A 13,982-nucleotide genomic window follows, 5' to 3' on the forward strand; every position below is an offset into this window, starting at 1 on the left:
ATCTCGTTGACCGACTTACTTCGAGAGGAACATCGCATGAAGTACCGCCCGATCGGCCGGACCTCGCTGAAGGCGTCCGTGGTCACCTTCGGCGCCATGGGCATCGGCGGCGGATTCCGCTACCCGGATGCCGACGACGCGGTGTCGGTCCGCGCCGTACGCGCCGCCCTCGACCGCGGTGTCAACGTCATCGACACTGCACCAGTTTACGGATTCGGTCACAGCGAGGAGCTGATCGGCGAGGCCATTCGCGGTCGCCGCGACGACGTCATCATCGCGACCAAGTGCGGGCTGTGGTGGGGCGACGACGAGGGCAGCTACCGCTTCACGTGGGACGGACACGCTGTCAAGCGCAACCTCAGTCCGCGGACCATCCGGATCGAGGTGGAGGAGAGCCTGCGCCGGCTCGGCACCGACCGCATCGATATCTACTACACCCACAACCCGGCGATGCCGCCGTTCATGACGCCGATCGAGGACACGATCGCAACGCTCATCGAGCTGCGCGACGAGGGGAAGATCCTCACGATCGGTGCGTCGAACTGTCCTCCAGAGGACGTCAAAGCCTACCTCGCGCACGACGCGATCGAGATCGTGCAGCGCAAGTACAGCCTCCTTGCCCGCGAGGTACGCGACGACCTCCTGCCGCTGTGCGCGTCGACGGGGCTGTCCCTGCACGCCTACTCACCCCTCGCGAACGGGCTGCTCACGGGCGCGTTTACCAGGTCCGCGCCGCCGGCGCGCGCAGGCACCCGGCGTGACGACCCGCTGTTCGGCGACCGCTTCGGACCGGCCATGGACCTCGTCGAGGGACTGACCTCCGTCGCCTCGTCCCTGGGCACCACTCCCGGTGCGCTGGCGATCGCCTACCTCCTCGCGTCGTCAGACGCCGTCAACGTCATCTGTGGCATCCGGCGCGAGTCGCATCTGGACGACATCATCGCGGGCGCCGAACTCGACATCGACGCGAGCGTCACGGCCGCCCTCGACGAGCTGGCGCAGGATTTCGAGGCTGCGGCCCCGGTGACGGCGTGAACCGATCGGCGCGGGTGGCGGGCCCCGCAGGTACCGTCCTGAGCCGGCTCTGGAGCAGGGGACGGCTGGCTCCGTCGCTGACCGCCTATCACCACCTGCATGCCCATCCCGAACTGTCCGGACGGGAGCACCGGACCGCCGAGTTCGTCCAGGCGCGGCTCGCCGACCTGGGCATCGAGACGTTCCGGTGCGGCGGTACGGGCGTCGTCGGCATCCTGCGCAACGGGGAAGGACCCGTCGTGGCATACCGCGCGGACCTCGACGGGCTCCCGATCCAGGAGGAGTCGGGCGTGGCCTACGCGAGCACCGACAAGGGCCAACTGCCGGATGGATCGGTGTCCGGGGTGATGCATGCCTGCGGCCATGACCTCCACATGACGGTCGCGCTCGCGGCCGCCGGCGTGCTGGCCGAGAACCGGGCCGCCTGGGCCGGCACCGTCGTGTGGATCTTCCAGCCGGCCGAGGAGACGGCCTCGGGGGCGGTGGCGATGGTCGACGACGGGCTGTGGGAAAAGGCCCCGCGTCCCGAGGCGGTGCTGGCGCAGCACGTGACATCCCTGTCGAGCGACCAGGTGCGGATCGGCGTCGGGAACGTCATGAACCTCGGCGACTCGTGGCACGTGCGACTGCGCGGACACGGCGCACACGGGGCCCGCCCGCACGAGTCCATCGACCCGATCGTGCTCGGTGCCCACCTCGTCATCCGCCTGCAGACCGTCGTCTCCCGGCAGGTGGAACCCGGGTCCCCGGCCGTGCTCACCGTCGGCACCTTCCATGCCGGCACCAAGGAGAACATCATTCCCGACGAGGCGACCCTCTCGCTCAACATCCGCACGCCGGATGCCCAGACGCGGGAGACGGTGCTCTCCGCTGTCCGGCGCATAATCGCCGCCGAGGCGAGCGCGAGCGGCGCGCCCGAGCCGAAGATCGAGGAGATCAGCCGCTTTCCCCGGTGCTTCAACGCGCCGGAGCAGGCCGGCGAGGTGGCGGCGGCCCTCGATGCCGTCTTCGGGCCGGACAACGTCGCGCGCGACCTGCGGGCGACCGGCAGCGAGGACGTGGGTTGGCTCGCCGACGCGATCGGCGTGCCGCTCGTCTTCTGGATGTTCGGTGCCTACCGCCCCGGCCGGGATCCCGTCGACATGCCGTCGAACCACACGCCGCACTTCGCTCCGGAGCCCGAGTACGCCATCCCCGCAGGAGTGCGCGCCGCGCTCGCAGCTCTCGGCACCCGTCTCGACGTTCCGTCCTAGCCCCCCGCACCACAGAAAGGACCGCTCGTGTCGGCCAGCACAGACTTCGACGTCGTCGACCATCTCATCGGCTTGCGGCCGAGTGATCGCATCTCGGCCATCCGCGACAACCGGCCGGAAGCGCGCGAACATCTTCAGGGCAGCTTCCGGGCCTTCTTCGAGCCGCGCGACGACTCGCAGTTCACGCTGCGGGAACGCTTCGCCGTCGCCGCGTTCGTCGCCTGCCTCCATGGCGTCGATGCCGCGACGCGGTTCTACACGGACCGTCTGCTCGACAGCGGGGAGGGCTCGGCAACCCTTCTGAACGTCGTCCTCGCCGAGAGCCGCCGCAGTGCGACCGATGGGCCCTACGGACAGTTCCGGCTCGAACTCGCGGGCGAGAGCACAACCGGAAGCGAGTACGTCATCGACTCCATCGGAAGCGTCGACGTACTGGGCGAGCGGCTGGTCGCGGCACTCGAACACACCCACCTCCTGGTGTTCCACCCGCGGGATGCGAGCCGTACCCGGCTACAGGCGCTACTCGACGCTGGGTGGTCGACGACGGGGATCGTGTCGCTGTCGCAACTCGTCGCATTCCTGACCTTTCAGATCCGTGTCGTCCAGGGGCTGCAGGCCCTGAGTGCGAGCCGCGAAGGAGACCTGTCATGAGCGAGACACTCACTCCCGAGGTGGAGATCGTCGAGCCGCCGCGGTTCACCCAGGACGTCCTCGGCTGGCATCCGTGGCTGCATCCACTCGACGAGTCCGAACTGACCGAGGAGCACCTGGAGTCGTTGGTGCAGGCATCGCGGGCCAAGAACCCGTACTTCCGGCTGCTCGCGCGGGATCCTGCGGCGCTGCTGGAACGGACGAAGACCGACTTCGACATCTTCTACAACACCAAGGCCGGTCTGCCACGCGCCGACCGCGAGTTGGCGGCGACGGCGGCGTCGAGGCTCAACGGCTGCGTCTACTGCGCGTCGGTGCACTCGGCATTCGCGTCCCACCACTCCAAGCGCCGAGAGGAGGTCCAGCGCCTGCTCGACGAGGGAGTCGACGCCGATCTCGGCGCACGGTGGAACGCCATCGTCCGCGCGACCGTGGCGCTCACCCGGACGCCGGTCCGGTTCGGCGAGGCCGAGATCGTGGTCCTGCGCGAGGCAGGTCTCGACGAGTTCGAGATCCTGGACGCGATCATGAGCGGGGCGTTCTTCAACTGGGCGAATCGGCTCATGCTGTCGCTCGGCGAACCGACTACCTGACGGCATGGCGGCCGGCGTCCTGCGACGGACAGGACGCTCGCCGCAACGTTGAGGGCGCGCCCCGGCGGGCCGGCGCAGGGCAGAAGCGGGTGCTCCACGCCGCGGCGTCCGGGTGGGTGGGCATCATGGACAGGGCCAGGCCCACTACAACCCCCTCGGCTACCACGTCGGCACCGTCTGGCCATTCGACAACTCACTCATCGCCTGGGGCCTACGCCGCTACGGCTTCCACACCGAAGCCGCCCGCATCGCCGAAGGCATCCTCGACGCCGCCGACTACTTCGACGGCCGACTACCCGAAGCCTTCGCCGGATACCCCCGACACCTCACCCGTTACCCCGTGCAATACCCCACCGCGTCCAGCCCGCACGCCGGGTCCACCGGAACGCCGTTCCTGCTGCTGCGGACCATGCTCGGCCTTGAGCCGTACGAAGACGACCTGATCGTGGAACCGGTGCTGCCCGCCACGTTCGGTCGCATCGAGCTGCTTGGCATCCCTGGGCGCTGGGGCCGAATGGACGCCATCGGCAACGTGGACGTCGGCAACGCAGACCCGTCCGGCGCGTGAAGACCAGCGGCGCTCGCGTGAGGAGGCGGGCCGGCCGGCACCGGCGCCCGCCTCCTGGCGCATCACCGCGGCTCCGCGCGGGGACGGCCATGCGTCCCCGCGCGGAGGCGGTCAGGCCGCCGGCCGGTCAGGCGTCGACGATCGGGCTGGTGCCCACGCGGACGTTGTCGATCGCCCAGTACCAGTTGTTGCCAGCGTTGAAGATCCGGAAGTTGACCTTCGCCGACGTGGCCCCGGCCGGGACGGGGCAGGAGAGCCGGACCAGCCGGTTCTCCTGGTCCCGGCCCTGGTTGGTGTTCCCGGAGGTGGCGCTGCTGTAGTGCAGCAGCTGCACCCTGTCGCCGGTGTCGAACTGCACGGTGACCTCGGCCTCCTGCGGGCTCTCCTGCCGATAGTGGGAGTCGAAGCCCAGGTGGAGCGTGGGGGTGCCCGACGGGATGGCCACCGCCGGGGTGGTCAGGGTCGAGTCGAACCGGCCCCGGCTGGACGGGCTGCCGGTGTCGTCCCAGTCGTCGGGGTCGGCGACCGCGACGACGCCGAGGGACCGGCTGAAGTTGGGGCGGTTCTGCCCGCCGGGGAACCAGAACTGCTTGGACAGGAAGGTCCAGCCCTGCAGTTCCCGGGTGCCCTGCGGCATGGCCGGCGCGTTGCCGACCGTCCAGCCCTCGGGGGTGGTCCGGGTCCAGCCGAGCAGACCGGGCCGGCTGAGGTCGGCCGCCGGGGCGAGCGCGGGGGCGACGGACTCGAAGTCCTCCGCGAGCAGATAGCCGGTCATGACGGGCCCGGTCCTGGTGGACAGGGACGCGGTCGCCTGCTGGACGCTGCCGTTCAGATTCGCCGTGACGGTCGCCTTGACGCTGCCGGAGGCGCGCGCCGCCGTTGCGGGCGCGACGACGTCCCACTCCAGGCGGACGGAGGATCGGGCCGGAACGGACGCCGGCGCGGCGCCCCTGGGGGTGGCGGTCCAGCCCGGCGGGAGGGCCAGCGCGGCGGCCAGGCTGGTAAGCGGGGTGCCGCCGGCATTGGTGACGGCGGCGGTCACGGTGACCGGCCTGCCCGGCGAGATCACGGTGCCGTCGGTGCCGGGCGAGCTCGCCGGACCGGTCAGCGAGACGCTCATCGCAGGGACGACCCGGGAGCGGACACGGGCGTCGGCGAACCTCAGCAGGCCGTTGCCGTCGCCGTGGGCGGCGACCACCAGGCTGCCGGTGGTGGCGTTCGGCGCCGGCGTGACGGTGAACGGCACATCGACGGAGTCCCCGGCGGCGACCACGCTCGGCGTTGCGGCGGTCCGCTCGACCGTCCAGCCGGAGGGGGCGAGCAGGGCGACCGAGAGCTGGTCGAGCTTGGCGTCGGCCTGGTTCCGCACGGTGACGACGACATCGGTCGGGTTGCCCTGGGCGAACGGCGTGTCCAGGGAGGGCAGCGGCTGCGGCAGGGTGATTGCCGCGGCCAGCGCCGGGGCGGTACCGGTCGCCGGGTCGGTGACGCCGGGCCTGCCGTCGGCCAGGCGGCCGGTCATCCGGCGCAGGAACGTCGGGTCCGCCTGGTCGACGACCACGACGTCGTACCAGCCGTGGTCGGGGAGGTGGATCGGCACGGTCTGGATCTCGCCGGGCGCGAGGGTGACGGTCTGGACATGGTCCCCGGGGTTGCGCGGGTAGACCGACTCGCCGACGAGGAGCGTCCGGGTGACGGTGGAGGGGTTGGCGCACTGGACCTTCACCTGGCCGGGGACGGCCTGCTCGACCAGGTGGGCCTCGGCGCTCGCACCGGTGCCGCGCAGTTCCCAGACGGACCAGCCGGGGCCGGTGACCTGCAGGTCGTAGCCGTCGGCGCCGTAGCCGACCGTGTCGTCCGCGGTCCCGCCCGCGGAGACGGCCCACGTGCGTGGGGTGGTGCCGTCACCGGGGTAGGCGGTGAACGTCGCGGCGGTGGTGCCCGCGTTGCCGAGCCGGAGGCGGACGCCGGAGCCGGTCACGTCGGCCCGCAGGGACAGCCGGTACGGAGAGGGACGCGTCGGGCGGGTGCCGGCCTCCTGCTGCGGGAGCGACTGGTTCTTCGGCGGTACGGGGTTCCAGCGGCCGACCGCCGACGGCACCGGGCCGGGCCGCTCCAGCGTGGGCTGCGCGTATCCGCGGTCGAAGTCGAAGGCGGAGGTCAGGTCGCCGAACACGCTGCGGCGCCAGGCGCTGATGTTGGGCTCCTGGACACCGGTCCACTTCTCCAGGAACCGGATGACCGAGGTGTGGTCGAACGTCTCCGAGCAGACGAAACCGCCCACCGTCCACGGCGAGACGACCGTCATCGGCACCCGCGGGCCGGGGCCGACCGGGAGGCCGTTGAACCAGTCGTCGCTGTTGCCGGAGTCCGGCCGGGGCTCGACCGGGGCGGGCACGTGGTCGAAGTAGCCGTCGTTCTCGTCGAAGTTGATGAACAAAGCCGTCTTCGACCAGGTCTCCGGGTCGCTCGCGATGGCGTCGAGGACGTCGTAGATGAGGTTGGCGCTGCCGACCGGGGTGGAGGAGCTGGGGTGCTCGGAGAGCGCCGCCGTCGGAACCAGCCAACTCACCCTCGGCAGCGTGCCGTTCTTGATGTCCGACCTGATCCGTTGGACGAGGGTGTTCGGCTCGGAGCGGTAGGCGCCCCGCATGAACAGCCGGCGTTCCGCCTCGGTCAGCGAGTCGACGCCCTGCTGTAACTGGGCCAGCGCGGCCCTCCGCTGGTCCGCGGTCTTGCCCCACAGGCCGTCGTAGAACTGCTCGGTGGTGGAGTACTGGCCGCTGACCTTGGAGAGGATCTTCCGGCCGATCTCCTTCCAGGGCCGGAAGTACTCCACCGCGTTGTCGGTGAAGTTGTCCCACTCCTGGTAGATTTGCCAGGAGACGCCGGCGGCCTCCAGCCGCTCCGGGTATGTCGTCCAGTCATAGCCCGCGTGGGTGTACGAGTATGCGGCGTTGGTGACAGCCCGGTTGACGCCGTTCGGCTCGTAGCCGGTCGTGCCGGTCCACAGGTAGTTGCGGTTGGGGTTGGTCGAGCCGTAGACCGAGCAGAAGTAGGCGTCGCAGATGGTGAAACGGTCGGCCAGCTCGTACTGGAGGGGAATGTCGCGCCGGTCGTAGAAGGCCATGGTGCTCTGGCCCTTGGCCGCGACCCAGTCGTTCCACCAGCCGTTCGCCCGCGCCTGGTTGGCGTCGGAGAAGCCGTGCGGGAGCGCGCCGAGGTACTGGATGTCGCTCTCGCGGCGGCCGGCGTCGACCGCCGCCTGCCGGGCCGAGAACGGCAGGACCTTGCCACCAGCGGACCGCGGCTGCTCGAAGGCGGTGGCCCCGGTGGGCAGCCGCAGCGGCGTCCGGTCGCCGAAGCCGCGTACGCCCTTGAGGGTGCCGTAGTAGTTGTCGAAGGAACGGTTCTCCTGCATCAGGATGATGACGTGTTCAATCGCATCCATACCCCCGGGAGGCAGCGGCGCGGCCATCGCCTTCAGCAGTGACGGGGGCAGAAGAGAGAGGGCGGTGCCACCGGCGATGGCGCCGAGAAGCCTGCGGCGGGAGATGTCTGACATGGTGCGGAGACTAGGGCGCTCCGGTAGCACCAGGTAACCCTTGCGCGACGAATATTCGTTGACTGTTCAATCATGAACGTGGAACGTTCCGTCGGTCGTTCAGCCAAGTTCTCCGTCGCACCCGTTCGAACGTCAACCACGTCATCGTGGTAGGTGAGGGGACGACCGCGCCGGTGAGCCGCTCGGCGGTGGGGAGTTCGTCCGCTGCGACGTCCCTCGTCAGTCAGACACGGCTGTCGTGCCGGTACTGCGATGGCGACTGGCCGGCGTGGTTGCTGAAGACCCGGCTGAAGTAGAACGCGCTCCGGTACCCGCAGCGCTCGGCGATCGCCTGCAGTGTGGCGTCGGTCCCGGTCAGCAGCTCCCGTGCCTTCCGCAGCCGGACGCTGCGGAGGTATGCGACCGGCGTGACGCCCCGGACGGCTCGGAAGCGTCGGGAGAGCTGCGTTGGACTGATGCCGAGTGCGGCGGCCAGCTCACCGAGCGAAAGGTCCGGAGAGGCGAAGTGGTCCAGGATCAACGCTGTCGCTTGCCGCACCAGCTCGTCACCGGGCGCTGGGCGGCGGGCACGGAGCATCATCAGGACGAGGTCGGTGACGACATGAGCGGCCAGCAGGTCGGGGTGGGCTTCGGCGGCCTCGAGCATTGCCAGGTCGGCGCGGAACCGGTCGACGTCCGGTACGCGCGTACGGCCGATCGGCGGCTCCAGCTCGGTGCTGAAGCGCGCGTGGAAGAAGGAGGTCGGAGTCTGCATCCGGCGCCAGAGCGTGCCGCCCGGCGGGCAGACGACGATGTCGCCGCGCTTCGCCACCCCTTGCGGCCCGCCGGAGACCTCGAAGGTGAAGGCTCCGGTCCTCGGCAGCAGCAGGCACCAGCCGTCGTACCTGTCGAAGCTGAGGCTGAACTGCTCCTGGGACGGGGCGAGCAAATAGCCGTCCAGCGTCACCAAGGCAAAAAAGTACATGCGGACGGCCGGAGTTGCTATGCCCAAGGGGATTCCTCCAGCGGCAGAGTGCATGGTTATGACGAGTACAGCCGATGTCTGTGTCTACGGAGGAACGCCCGCGGGTTGCGTCGCCGCGATGACGGCGCATCAGGAGGGCGCGTCCGTCATCCTCATCGAGCCGAGCCGCTGAGACGAAACTCGGACCTTGGCCATGTGTGCGGCAGCGTCCCGGCGGAGCCGGGACACGTGGTTTTCGGGCACGGTTAGGGGCTTGCCGCTGGTGGCCGGGATGCGGCAAGCTGGGTTGCTGGTGGGGAGAGCGACCACGTTGTCGGCCCTTGTGGCTTGACCTTGCTGGAAACGGCCTTGTCGGCGCTCTTCCCACCGCCTATGTGCGGGGTAGGTCGTTCAGGCGGCGGCCTCGTTGTCGTGCCTGCCGTAGCTGTCGTCTGGTCTGGGCGGTTCACCGTCGTGGTCGGCGAGGATGATCTTCTTGCCGGAGGTCGCTTCGAGCTGGGCGATCAGCCGCCGGGTGTGGTGTTCGGGGTTGACCCGGCGGGTGTAGAAGTCGTGGCCGAGATCGGTGTAAGGCTGCCCGCTGGCCAGCACGCTCCAGATGACCTTGATCAACGTGTGGGCGACGGCGAACGCGGCTTTCTTGCCCGCGGTGTTGTTCGCCCGGCCGCCGAAACGCCGGTGCAGCCGGTGGAAACGCGCCCCGAGCCGAGTCCTGGTCCGCGACGCGGCCAGGGCGGCCTCGATGAGGATCGACTGGACGTGGGTGTTGCCCTTGCGGTGCCGGGCCCGCCGGCGCCGGCCGCCGGACTCGTTGTTGCCCGGGGCGAGCCCGGCCCACGCCGCCAGGTGTGTCGCGGACGGGAACCGGCTCATGTCCACGCCGATCTCACTGATGATCACCGTGGCGACCCGGTCGCTGATCCCGGGGATGCTGCTCAGCAGCTGGATCTGGGCGGCGAACGGGGCGACCAGCCCCATCGGCGCGACCGCCGCACGCCGACTGCCCCCGGCCACACCGGCGTGACCGATCTTCTTCTTGACCTGGTCGATCATCTGGTCGAGGTGGTCGAGCCGTTGCAGGTGGAACCCGATCATCTGCCCGTGGTGGGTGGTGAACCGTCCTGCGAGGGCCAGCCGCAGGTCGTCGGTCTTGTTCCGTAGCACCCCGCGGGCCAGCCCGGCCAGGACGTGCGGGTCACGTTCGCCGGCAACGAGGGCGTCCAGCATAGATCGGCCGGAGACACCAAAGGTGTCCGACGCGACGACCTCCAGCTTGATCCCGGCGGCTTCGAGGACCTTGAGCAGCCGCTGCTTCTCCCTGGACCGTTCCTCGGTCAGCTTCGTCTGATACCGGGTCAGGTCCCGGATCTCGCGGATGTCGTCCGGCGGCAGGAAACTGCCCCGCAACAGCCCGACCTCCAACAACCGGGCCAGCCACTGCGAGTCCTTGACATCGGTCTTCCGGCCCGGGACCGCTTTGACATGCGCCGCGTTGACCACATCAACGGTCAGGTCGGGCCCGCCGGCCTCCCGTAGCGCCACGTACACCGGCCACCAGTAGGGGCCGGTCGACTCCATCGCCACCCGTGTCACCCCCAGCTCGACGAGCCAGGATGCCATCGCCAGCAGATCCGCGTAAAACGTGCGGAACGTACGGGTCTTCTCCTTGCGTGCCACCGGCCGCCGCGGATCCGGTGTCCGCGCCGTCACCGTGACCTGCTTCTTATGCACGTCGATCCCCGCGACATGCGAGTACAAAATGTCCAACCACGCCTCCGTCCCGAACAACCAACCAGGGACGGCGCCGCTCGCAGAGCCCGTCATAAACTCATGACACTGAGACACGTGCACGGGGGCGACAACCTGGGATACCAGGGACGGGCTCCCACACCATTCTGGCTTTCAGGCACCACGAGGGCACCAAGCACCACCGGCGACGGCGAGCGATACCGCCGACCGAGTTTCACCCACCTGTGGGTGGCCCCGCCAGGGGCCATGGTTTTCTGGCTTGATTGACCAACGCTGACACTGCGTGACGCGCTGTTCGGCCGGCGCCGGCCTGCGAGCAGCAGGTCACGTGCGGGGATGGCTGGTGATGCCGTCCAGGATGGTGATCAGGTTGTGGTGGAAGGTTTCCTCGGCGTCGAGGTGGGCGCCGTCGATGACGAGCCGGGCGACGGTGGGATAGCGGCCCGTTTCGAGCATGCGTGTCAGGTAGGGCCCGAGGGTGGCCTGCCAAGCGGACACGTCGGTGCCGGTTGAACGGGCGGTGCGGCGCTCGGTGATCTCCCTGCGGAGCGCTCCGACGATGAACGCGTTGAGGGCACCCAAGGCCCGCTGGAGATCGTCGATGCCGCGCACACCAGGGGCCTGGCTGAGCGCCGCCGCGGTCGATTCCCCCACGGCGAGCGCGTGAGGTCCCAGATGTGGCCTTGCGCCGAGCAGGTCGACGAACCATTCGTGATCAAGAGCCGCCTCACGGGTCCGGTGAACGATGGCCAGTACCGTGGCGCGCCACTCGGAGCGCTGGCCGGCCTCGGCGATCTGGGCATACACGGCGTCGACCATCAGATCGAGCAGTTCGGATCTGTTGGTCACGTAGTCGTAGAGCCGCATCGGACCGACGCCGAGCTCTTTGGCGATCTTGCGTACCGACAGCCCGTCGAGGCCGTGTGCGTCGGCGATCCGGATCGCCGTGGCGGCGATCTTCGCGCGGCTCAGCGGCACCGGCGCCGCCCGCGGCTGAGGCTCGGGCCGTTCCCAGACGGGCAGCGGTGCGCTACCGTACGACGTCTCCATGACATACACCGTACGGTAACGGAGATGATGATGCGAATCGCGATTGCCGGTGGTGGCCTCGGCGGCCTGACGCTGGCCCGAATCCTGCGCCGACACGGCATCGACGCGGTGGTGTACGAACGCGAGGCAAGCCGATCCGCGCGACCACAGGGCGGATCGCTCGACCTGCACCCCGAGTCCGGGCAACGGGCCCTGGCCGATGCTGGCCTCGCCGGCCGATTCCGGTCCGAGGCACGGCCGGAAGGCGAGGAACATCGCATCCTCGACCCGGCCGGACGCACCCTCGTGCACCACAAGCCACAACCCGGCTCATTCTCCGGACGCCCCGAGATCGACCGCAGCGCACTGCGTGATCTTCTGCTCGATTCGCTCCCCGGCGACGCGGTGGTCTGGCAGCACCGGCTCGTCGCGGCGACGCCACGACCCGACGGAGGCTTCGGGCTGACGTTCGAGGGCGGCCACAGCGCCGACGGCGACGTCCTCATCGGCGCGGACGGCGCACGCTCGGTCGTCCGGTCGCTGCTGACCGACGCGGCACTGTCCTCCGTGGCCACTTTGGTCGAGCTCAACATCAGCGACGTCGACCGGCGCCACCCGGATCTCGCCGAGCTGGTCGGCCCCGGAAACCTCTGGTGCATCGGCGTGAACCAGATCCTGGCAGCGCAACGCCTCGGCGACGGCAGCATCCGAGTCGGGATCTCCCTACGCGCGGACGATCGTCACCTGGACACCTACCGCAGCAAGCGCGCTCTGCTCAACATGTTCGATGGCTGGGACCCCAGCCTCACCGCACTCATCGAAGCCGGCGACAGCCCGCCGGCCCCACGCAGGATCGAGGCGATGCCCACCGGCACACGCTGGGCCCATCAACCGGGCATCACCCTCATCGGTGACGCCGCGCACCTCATGCCGCCGGTCGGCGAGGGCGCCAACCAAGCCATGCTCGACGCCGCCGAACTCGCCGCCGAACTCGCCACGCACCCCGCCGACCCCGACTCGGCGATCCAGACGTACGAGGAGGCGATGTTCACCAGAATCCACCCGATCGCCGAAATGTCCGCACGAGTCCAGGCAATGATGCTGTCCCCCACCGCAGCCGACGACATCATCCGCTTCTTCACGCCACGGCCCACCGAGCCGGCACCCGCAGATTGACAACGCGCAACGCAGCCGGCCTCGCCCTGGTAGACGCTCCTGCCCTGGAGGATCGGATGGCCGCTCGTCTGCCGGACCAGGAGTTCGATCGCGACGAGTTCGAGCGGACGTGGGCGGCCGCACGGTGGGAGGACGGCCGATAGCCGCCATCTGTGCCGCGCCGCTTAGTACTGCAACGGCGGGTCGTGGCTTCGGGTGGTAATCGCTCGTTGGCTGGTTGTGGTGGATGCGCAGTTGGTCGGGTCGTGGGATGCCGGGTTGGAGGAGTTGTTCTTCCGGTTCTCGCATCGGTTTACTCGGGTGGAGCCGCGGCGGCGGGCGTGGGCGTATATGCGGGGGTTGCTGGCGCCGTTGGAGCGGCGTAACGGCTGGACCCTCGCGGAGCAGGCTGGGCATGTCTCGCCGGACGGGTTGCAGGGCATGTTGTGCAGCGCGGCGTGGGACCGGGACGCGGTGCGCGATGACGTACGCGACTACGTCGTGGAGCAGATCGGCGATGCGGCCGGGGTGCTCGTCGCCGACGAGACCGGGTTCATCAAGAAGGGCCGCGCCTCGGCGGGGGTCCAACGGCAGTATTCAGGCACGGCGGGCAAGACCGAGAACTGCCAGATCGGCACGTTCCTGTGCTACGCCACGAGCCGGGGCCGGGCGTTGATCGACCGAGAGTTGTACCTGCCCAAGTCGTGGACCGGCGACCGGGACCGGTGCCGAGCGGCGGCGATCCCGGATGAGGTCGAGTTCGCCACGAAGCCACAGCAGGCTCGGGCCATGCTGGAGCGGGCGATCACCGCCGGGGTGCCGTTTTCGTGGTTCACCGCCGACGAGGCCTACGGGCAGAACCCCGGCCTGCGGGGCTGGCTGGAGGAGCAGGACATCGCGTATGTGATGGCCACCCGATGCGACGACGAGGTGCCCTCCGGGTTGCATACCACCACCCGCGTCGACGAGTTGATCGCCAGGGTGCGTGCGGGTGCGTGGCAGCGGTTGTCGTGCGGCGATGGCGCGCACGGACCACGCCGCTACGACTGGGCCCGGGTGCCGATCCGCCGCACCTTCGCCCACGGCCGCCGCGGCTGGGTCCTGGCCCGACGCTCGATCAGCGACCCTAGCGACATCGCCTACTACGTCTGCTTCGGCCCCCGCGGCACCCGACAGCGGGAACTCGTGCGGGTCGCCGGTAGCCGCTGGTCGGTGGAGGAATCGTTCCAGACCGCGAAGAACGAGGTCGGCCTGGACCAGTACCAGGTCCGCCGCTACGACGCCTGGTACGGCCACATCACCCTGGCCATGGCCGCTGCCGCGTTCCTCGTCGTCACCCGCGCCCGCGAAGCCGCAAAGGGGGCGCCACCGGCAGCGAGGGCAGCCTGATCCCGCTGAGCAGCAACGAGATCCGCCACGT

General features: G+C 69.5%; 11 protein-coding genes and 1 pseudogene. 8 read left to right on the forward strand and 4 right to left on the reverse strand.

The window, feature by feature from the left end; all coding sequences use genetic code 11:
- Positions 1-36: 36 nt before the first annotated feature.
- From ACGFIZ_RS23720 to ACGFIZ_RS23740, 5 genes and pseudogenes are all read left to right on the forward strand, one after another.
- Positions 37-1,035: an aldo/keto reductase gene (locus ACGFIZ_RS23720; protein WP_393422569.1), complete on the forward strand. Its 999-nt coding sequence runs from the start codon at positions 37-39 to the stop codon at positions 1,033-1,035.
- Positions 1,032-2,288, forward strand: coding sequence for an amidohydrolase (locus tag ACGFIZ_RS23725; RefSeq protein WP_393422571.1), 1,257 nt, complete (start codon positions 1,032-1,034; stop codon positions 2,286-2,288). Before ACGFIZ_RS23720 ends, ACGFIZ_RS23725 begins: the two co-directional genes overlap by 4 nt.
- Before the next feature lie 27 nt (positions 2,289-2,315).
- Positions 2,316-2,939, forward strand: a complete 624-nt coding sequence (locus ACGFIZ_RS23730; protein ID WP_393422573.1) for a CMD domain protein — start codon at positions 2,316-2,318, stop codon at positions 2,937-2,939.
- Complete coding sequence (locus ACGFIZ_RS23735) at positions 2,936-3,532, forward strand: alkylhydroperoxidase domain protein (RefSeq protein ID WP_393422575.1); 597 nt, start codon at positions 2,936-2,938, stop codon at positions 3,530-3,532. The genes ACGFIZ_RS23730 and ACGFIZ_RS23735 overlap by 4 nt, the downstream gene beginning before the upstream one ends.
- Positions 3,533-3,662: 130 nt before the next feature.
- Positions 3,663-4,100: pseudogene (locus tag ACGFIZ_RS23740) on the forward strand (amylo-alpha-1,6-glucosidase); the annotation flags it as partial.
- Positions 4,101-4,227: 127 nt separating this feature from the next.
- Here ACGFIZ_RS23740 and ACGFIZ_RS23745 read toward each other — a convergent pair.
- Both ACGFIZ_RS23745 and ACGFIZ_RS23750 read right to left on the reverse strand, forming a co-directional pair.
- Positions 4,228-7,665 carry a phosphocholine-specific phospholipase C gene (locus tag ACGFIZ_RS23745; RefSeq protein ID WP_393422577.1) on the reverse strand — a complete coding sequence of 1,146 codons (3,438 nt, stop codon included), beginning with the start codon at positions 7,663-7,665 and terminating at the stop codon, positions 4,228-4,230.
- Positions 7,666-7,888: 223 nt separating this feature from the next.
- Positions 7,889-8,611 carry a helix-turn-helix domain-containing protein gene (locus ACGFIZ_RS23750; RefSeq protein WP_393422647.1) on the reverse strand — a complete coding sequence of 241 codons (723 nt, stop codon included), beginning with the start codon at positions 8,609-8,611 and terminating at the stop codon, positions 7,889-7,891.
- A 76-nt stretch (positions 8,612-8,687) separates the two neighbouring features.
- Here ACGFIZ_RS23750 and ACGFIZ_RS23755 point away from each other — a divergent pair, with 76 nt between their 5' ends.
- Entirely contained in the window at positions 8,688-8,801 is a 114-nt protein-coding gene (locus ACGFIZ_RS23755; RefSeq protein ID WP_393422579.1) for an FAD-dependent oxidoreductase, read from the forward strand.
- A gap of 218 nt (positions 8,802-9,019) precedes the next feature.
- Here the strand turns inward: ACGFIZ_RS23755 and ACGFIZ_RS23760 are convergent, their stop codons facing one another.
- Both ACGFIZ_RS23760 and ACGFIZ_RS23765 read right to left on the reverse strand, forming a co-directional pair.
- Positions 9,020-10,396, reverse strand: coding sequence for an IS110 family transposase (locus ACGFIZ_RS23760; RefSeq protein WP_393422581.1), 1,377 nt, complete (start codon positions 10,394-10,396; stop codon positions 9,020-9,022).
- Between the two features lie 306 nt (positions 10,397-10,702).
- The gene (locus ACGFIZ_RS23765; RefSeq protein WP_393422583.1) at positions 10,703-11,428 is read right to left on the reverse strand and encodes a TetR/AcrR family transcriptional regulator; all 726 of its coding nucleotides are present in this window, start codon (positions 11,426-11,428) and stop codon (positions 10,703-10,705) included.
- 24 nt (positions 11,429-11,452) lie between these two features.
- Here ACGFIZ_RS23765 and ACGFIZ_RS23770 point away from each other — a divergent pair, with 24 nt between their 5' ends.
- Positions 11,453-12,583 (forward strand): FAD-dependent oxidoreductase, encoded by a 1,131-nt coding sequence (locus tag ACGFIZ_RS23770; protein WP_393422585.1) that lies wholly within the window; start codon positions 11,453-11,455, stop codon positions 12,581-12,583.
- A gap of 234 nt (positions 12,584-12,817) precedes the next feature.
- Positions 12,818-13,951 carry an IS701 family transposase gene (locus ACGFIZ_RS23775; protein WP_393422649.1) on the forward strand — a complete coding sequence of 378 codons (1,134 nt, stop codon included), beginning with the start codon at positions 12,818-12,820 and terminating at the stop codon, positions 13,949-13,951.
- Positions 13,952-13,982 lie beyond the last annotated feature (31 nt).

The sequence above is a fragment of the Micromonospora sp. NPDC048830 genome (assembly GCF_043198215.1).
Lineage (GTDB): Bacteria > Actinomycetota > Actinomycetes > Mycobacteriales > Micromonosporaceae > Micromonospora.

Excerpts from the sequence above, each read along its gene's own strand:
- ACGFIZ_RS23720 (WP_393422569.1), top strand. The coding sequence starts at position 37 with ATGAAGTACCGCCCGATCGGCCGGACCTCGCTGAAGGCGTCCGTGGTC.
- ACGFIZ_RS23735 (WP_393422575.1), top strand. The coding sequence starts at position 2,936 with ATGAGCGAGACACTCACTCCCGAGGTGGAGATCGTCGAGCCGCCGCGG.
- ACGFIZ_RS23745 (WP_393422577.1), bottom strand. The coding sequence starts at position 7,665 with ATGTCAGACATCTCCCGCCGCAGGCTTCTCGGCGCCATCGCCGGTGGC.
- ACGFIZ_RS23755 (WP_393422579.1), top strand. The coding sequence starts at position 8,688 with ATGACGAGTACAGCCGATGTCTGTGTCTACGGAGGAACGCCCGCGGGT.
- ACGFIZ_RS23765 (WP_393422583.1), bottom strand. The coding sequence starts at position 11,428 with ATGGAGACGTCGTACGGTAGCGCACCGCTGCCCGTCTGGGAACGGCCC.
- ACGFIZ_RS23770 (WP_393422585.1), top strand. The coding sequence starts at position 11,453 with ATGATGATGCGAATCGCGATTGCCGGTGGTGGCCTCGGCGGCCTGACG.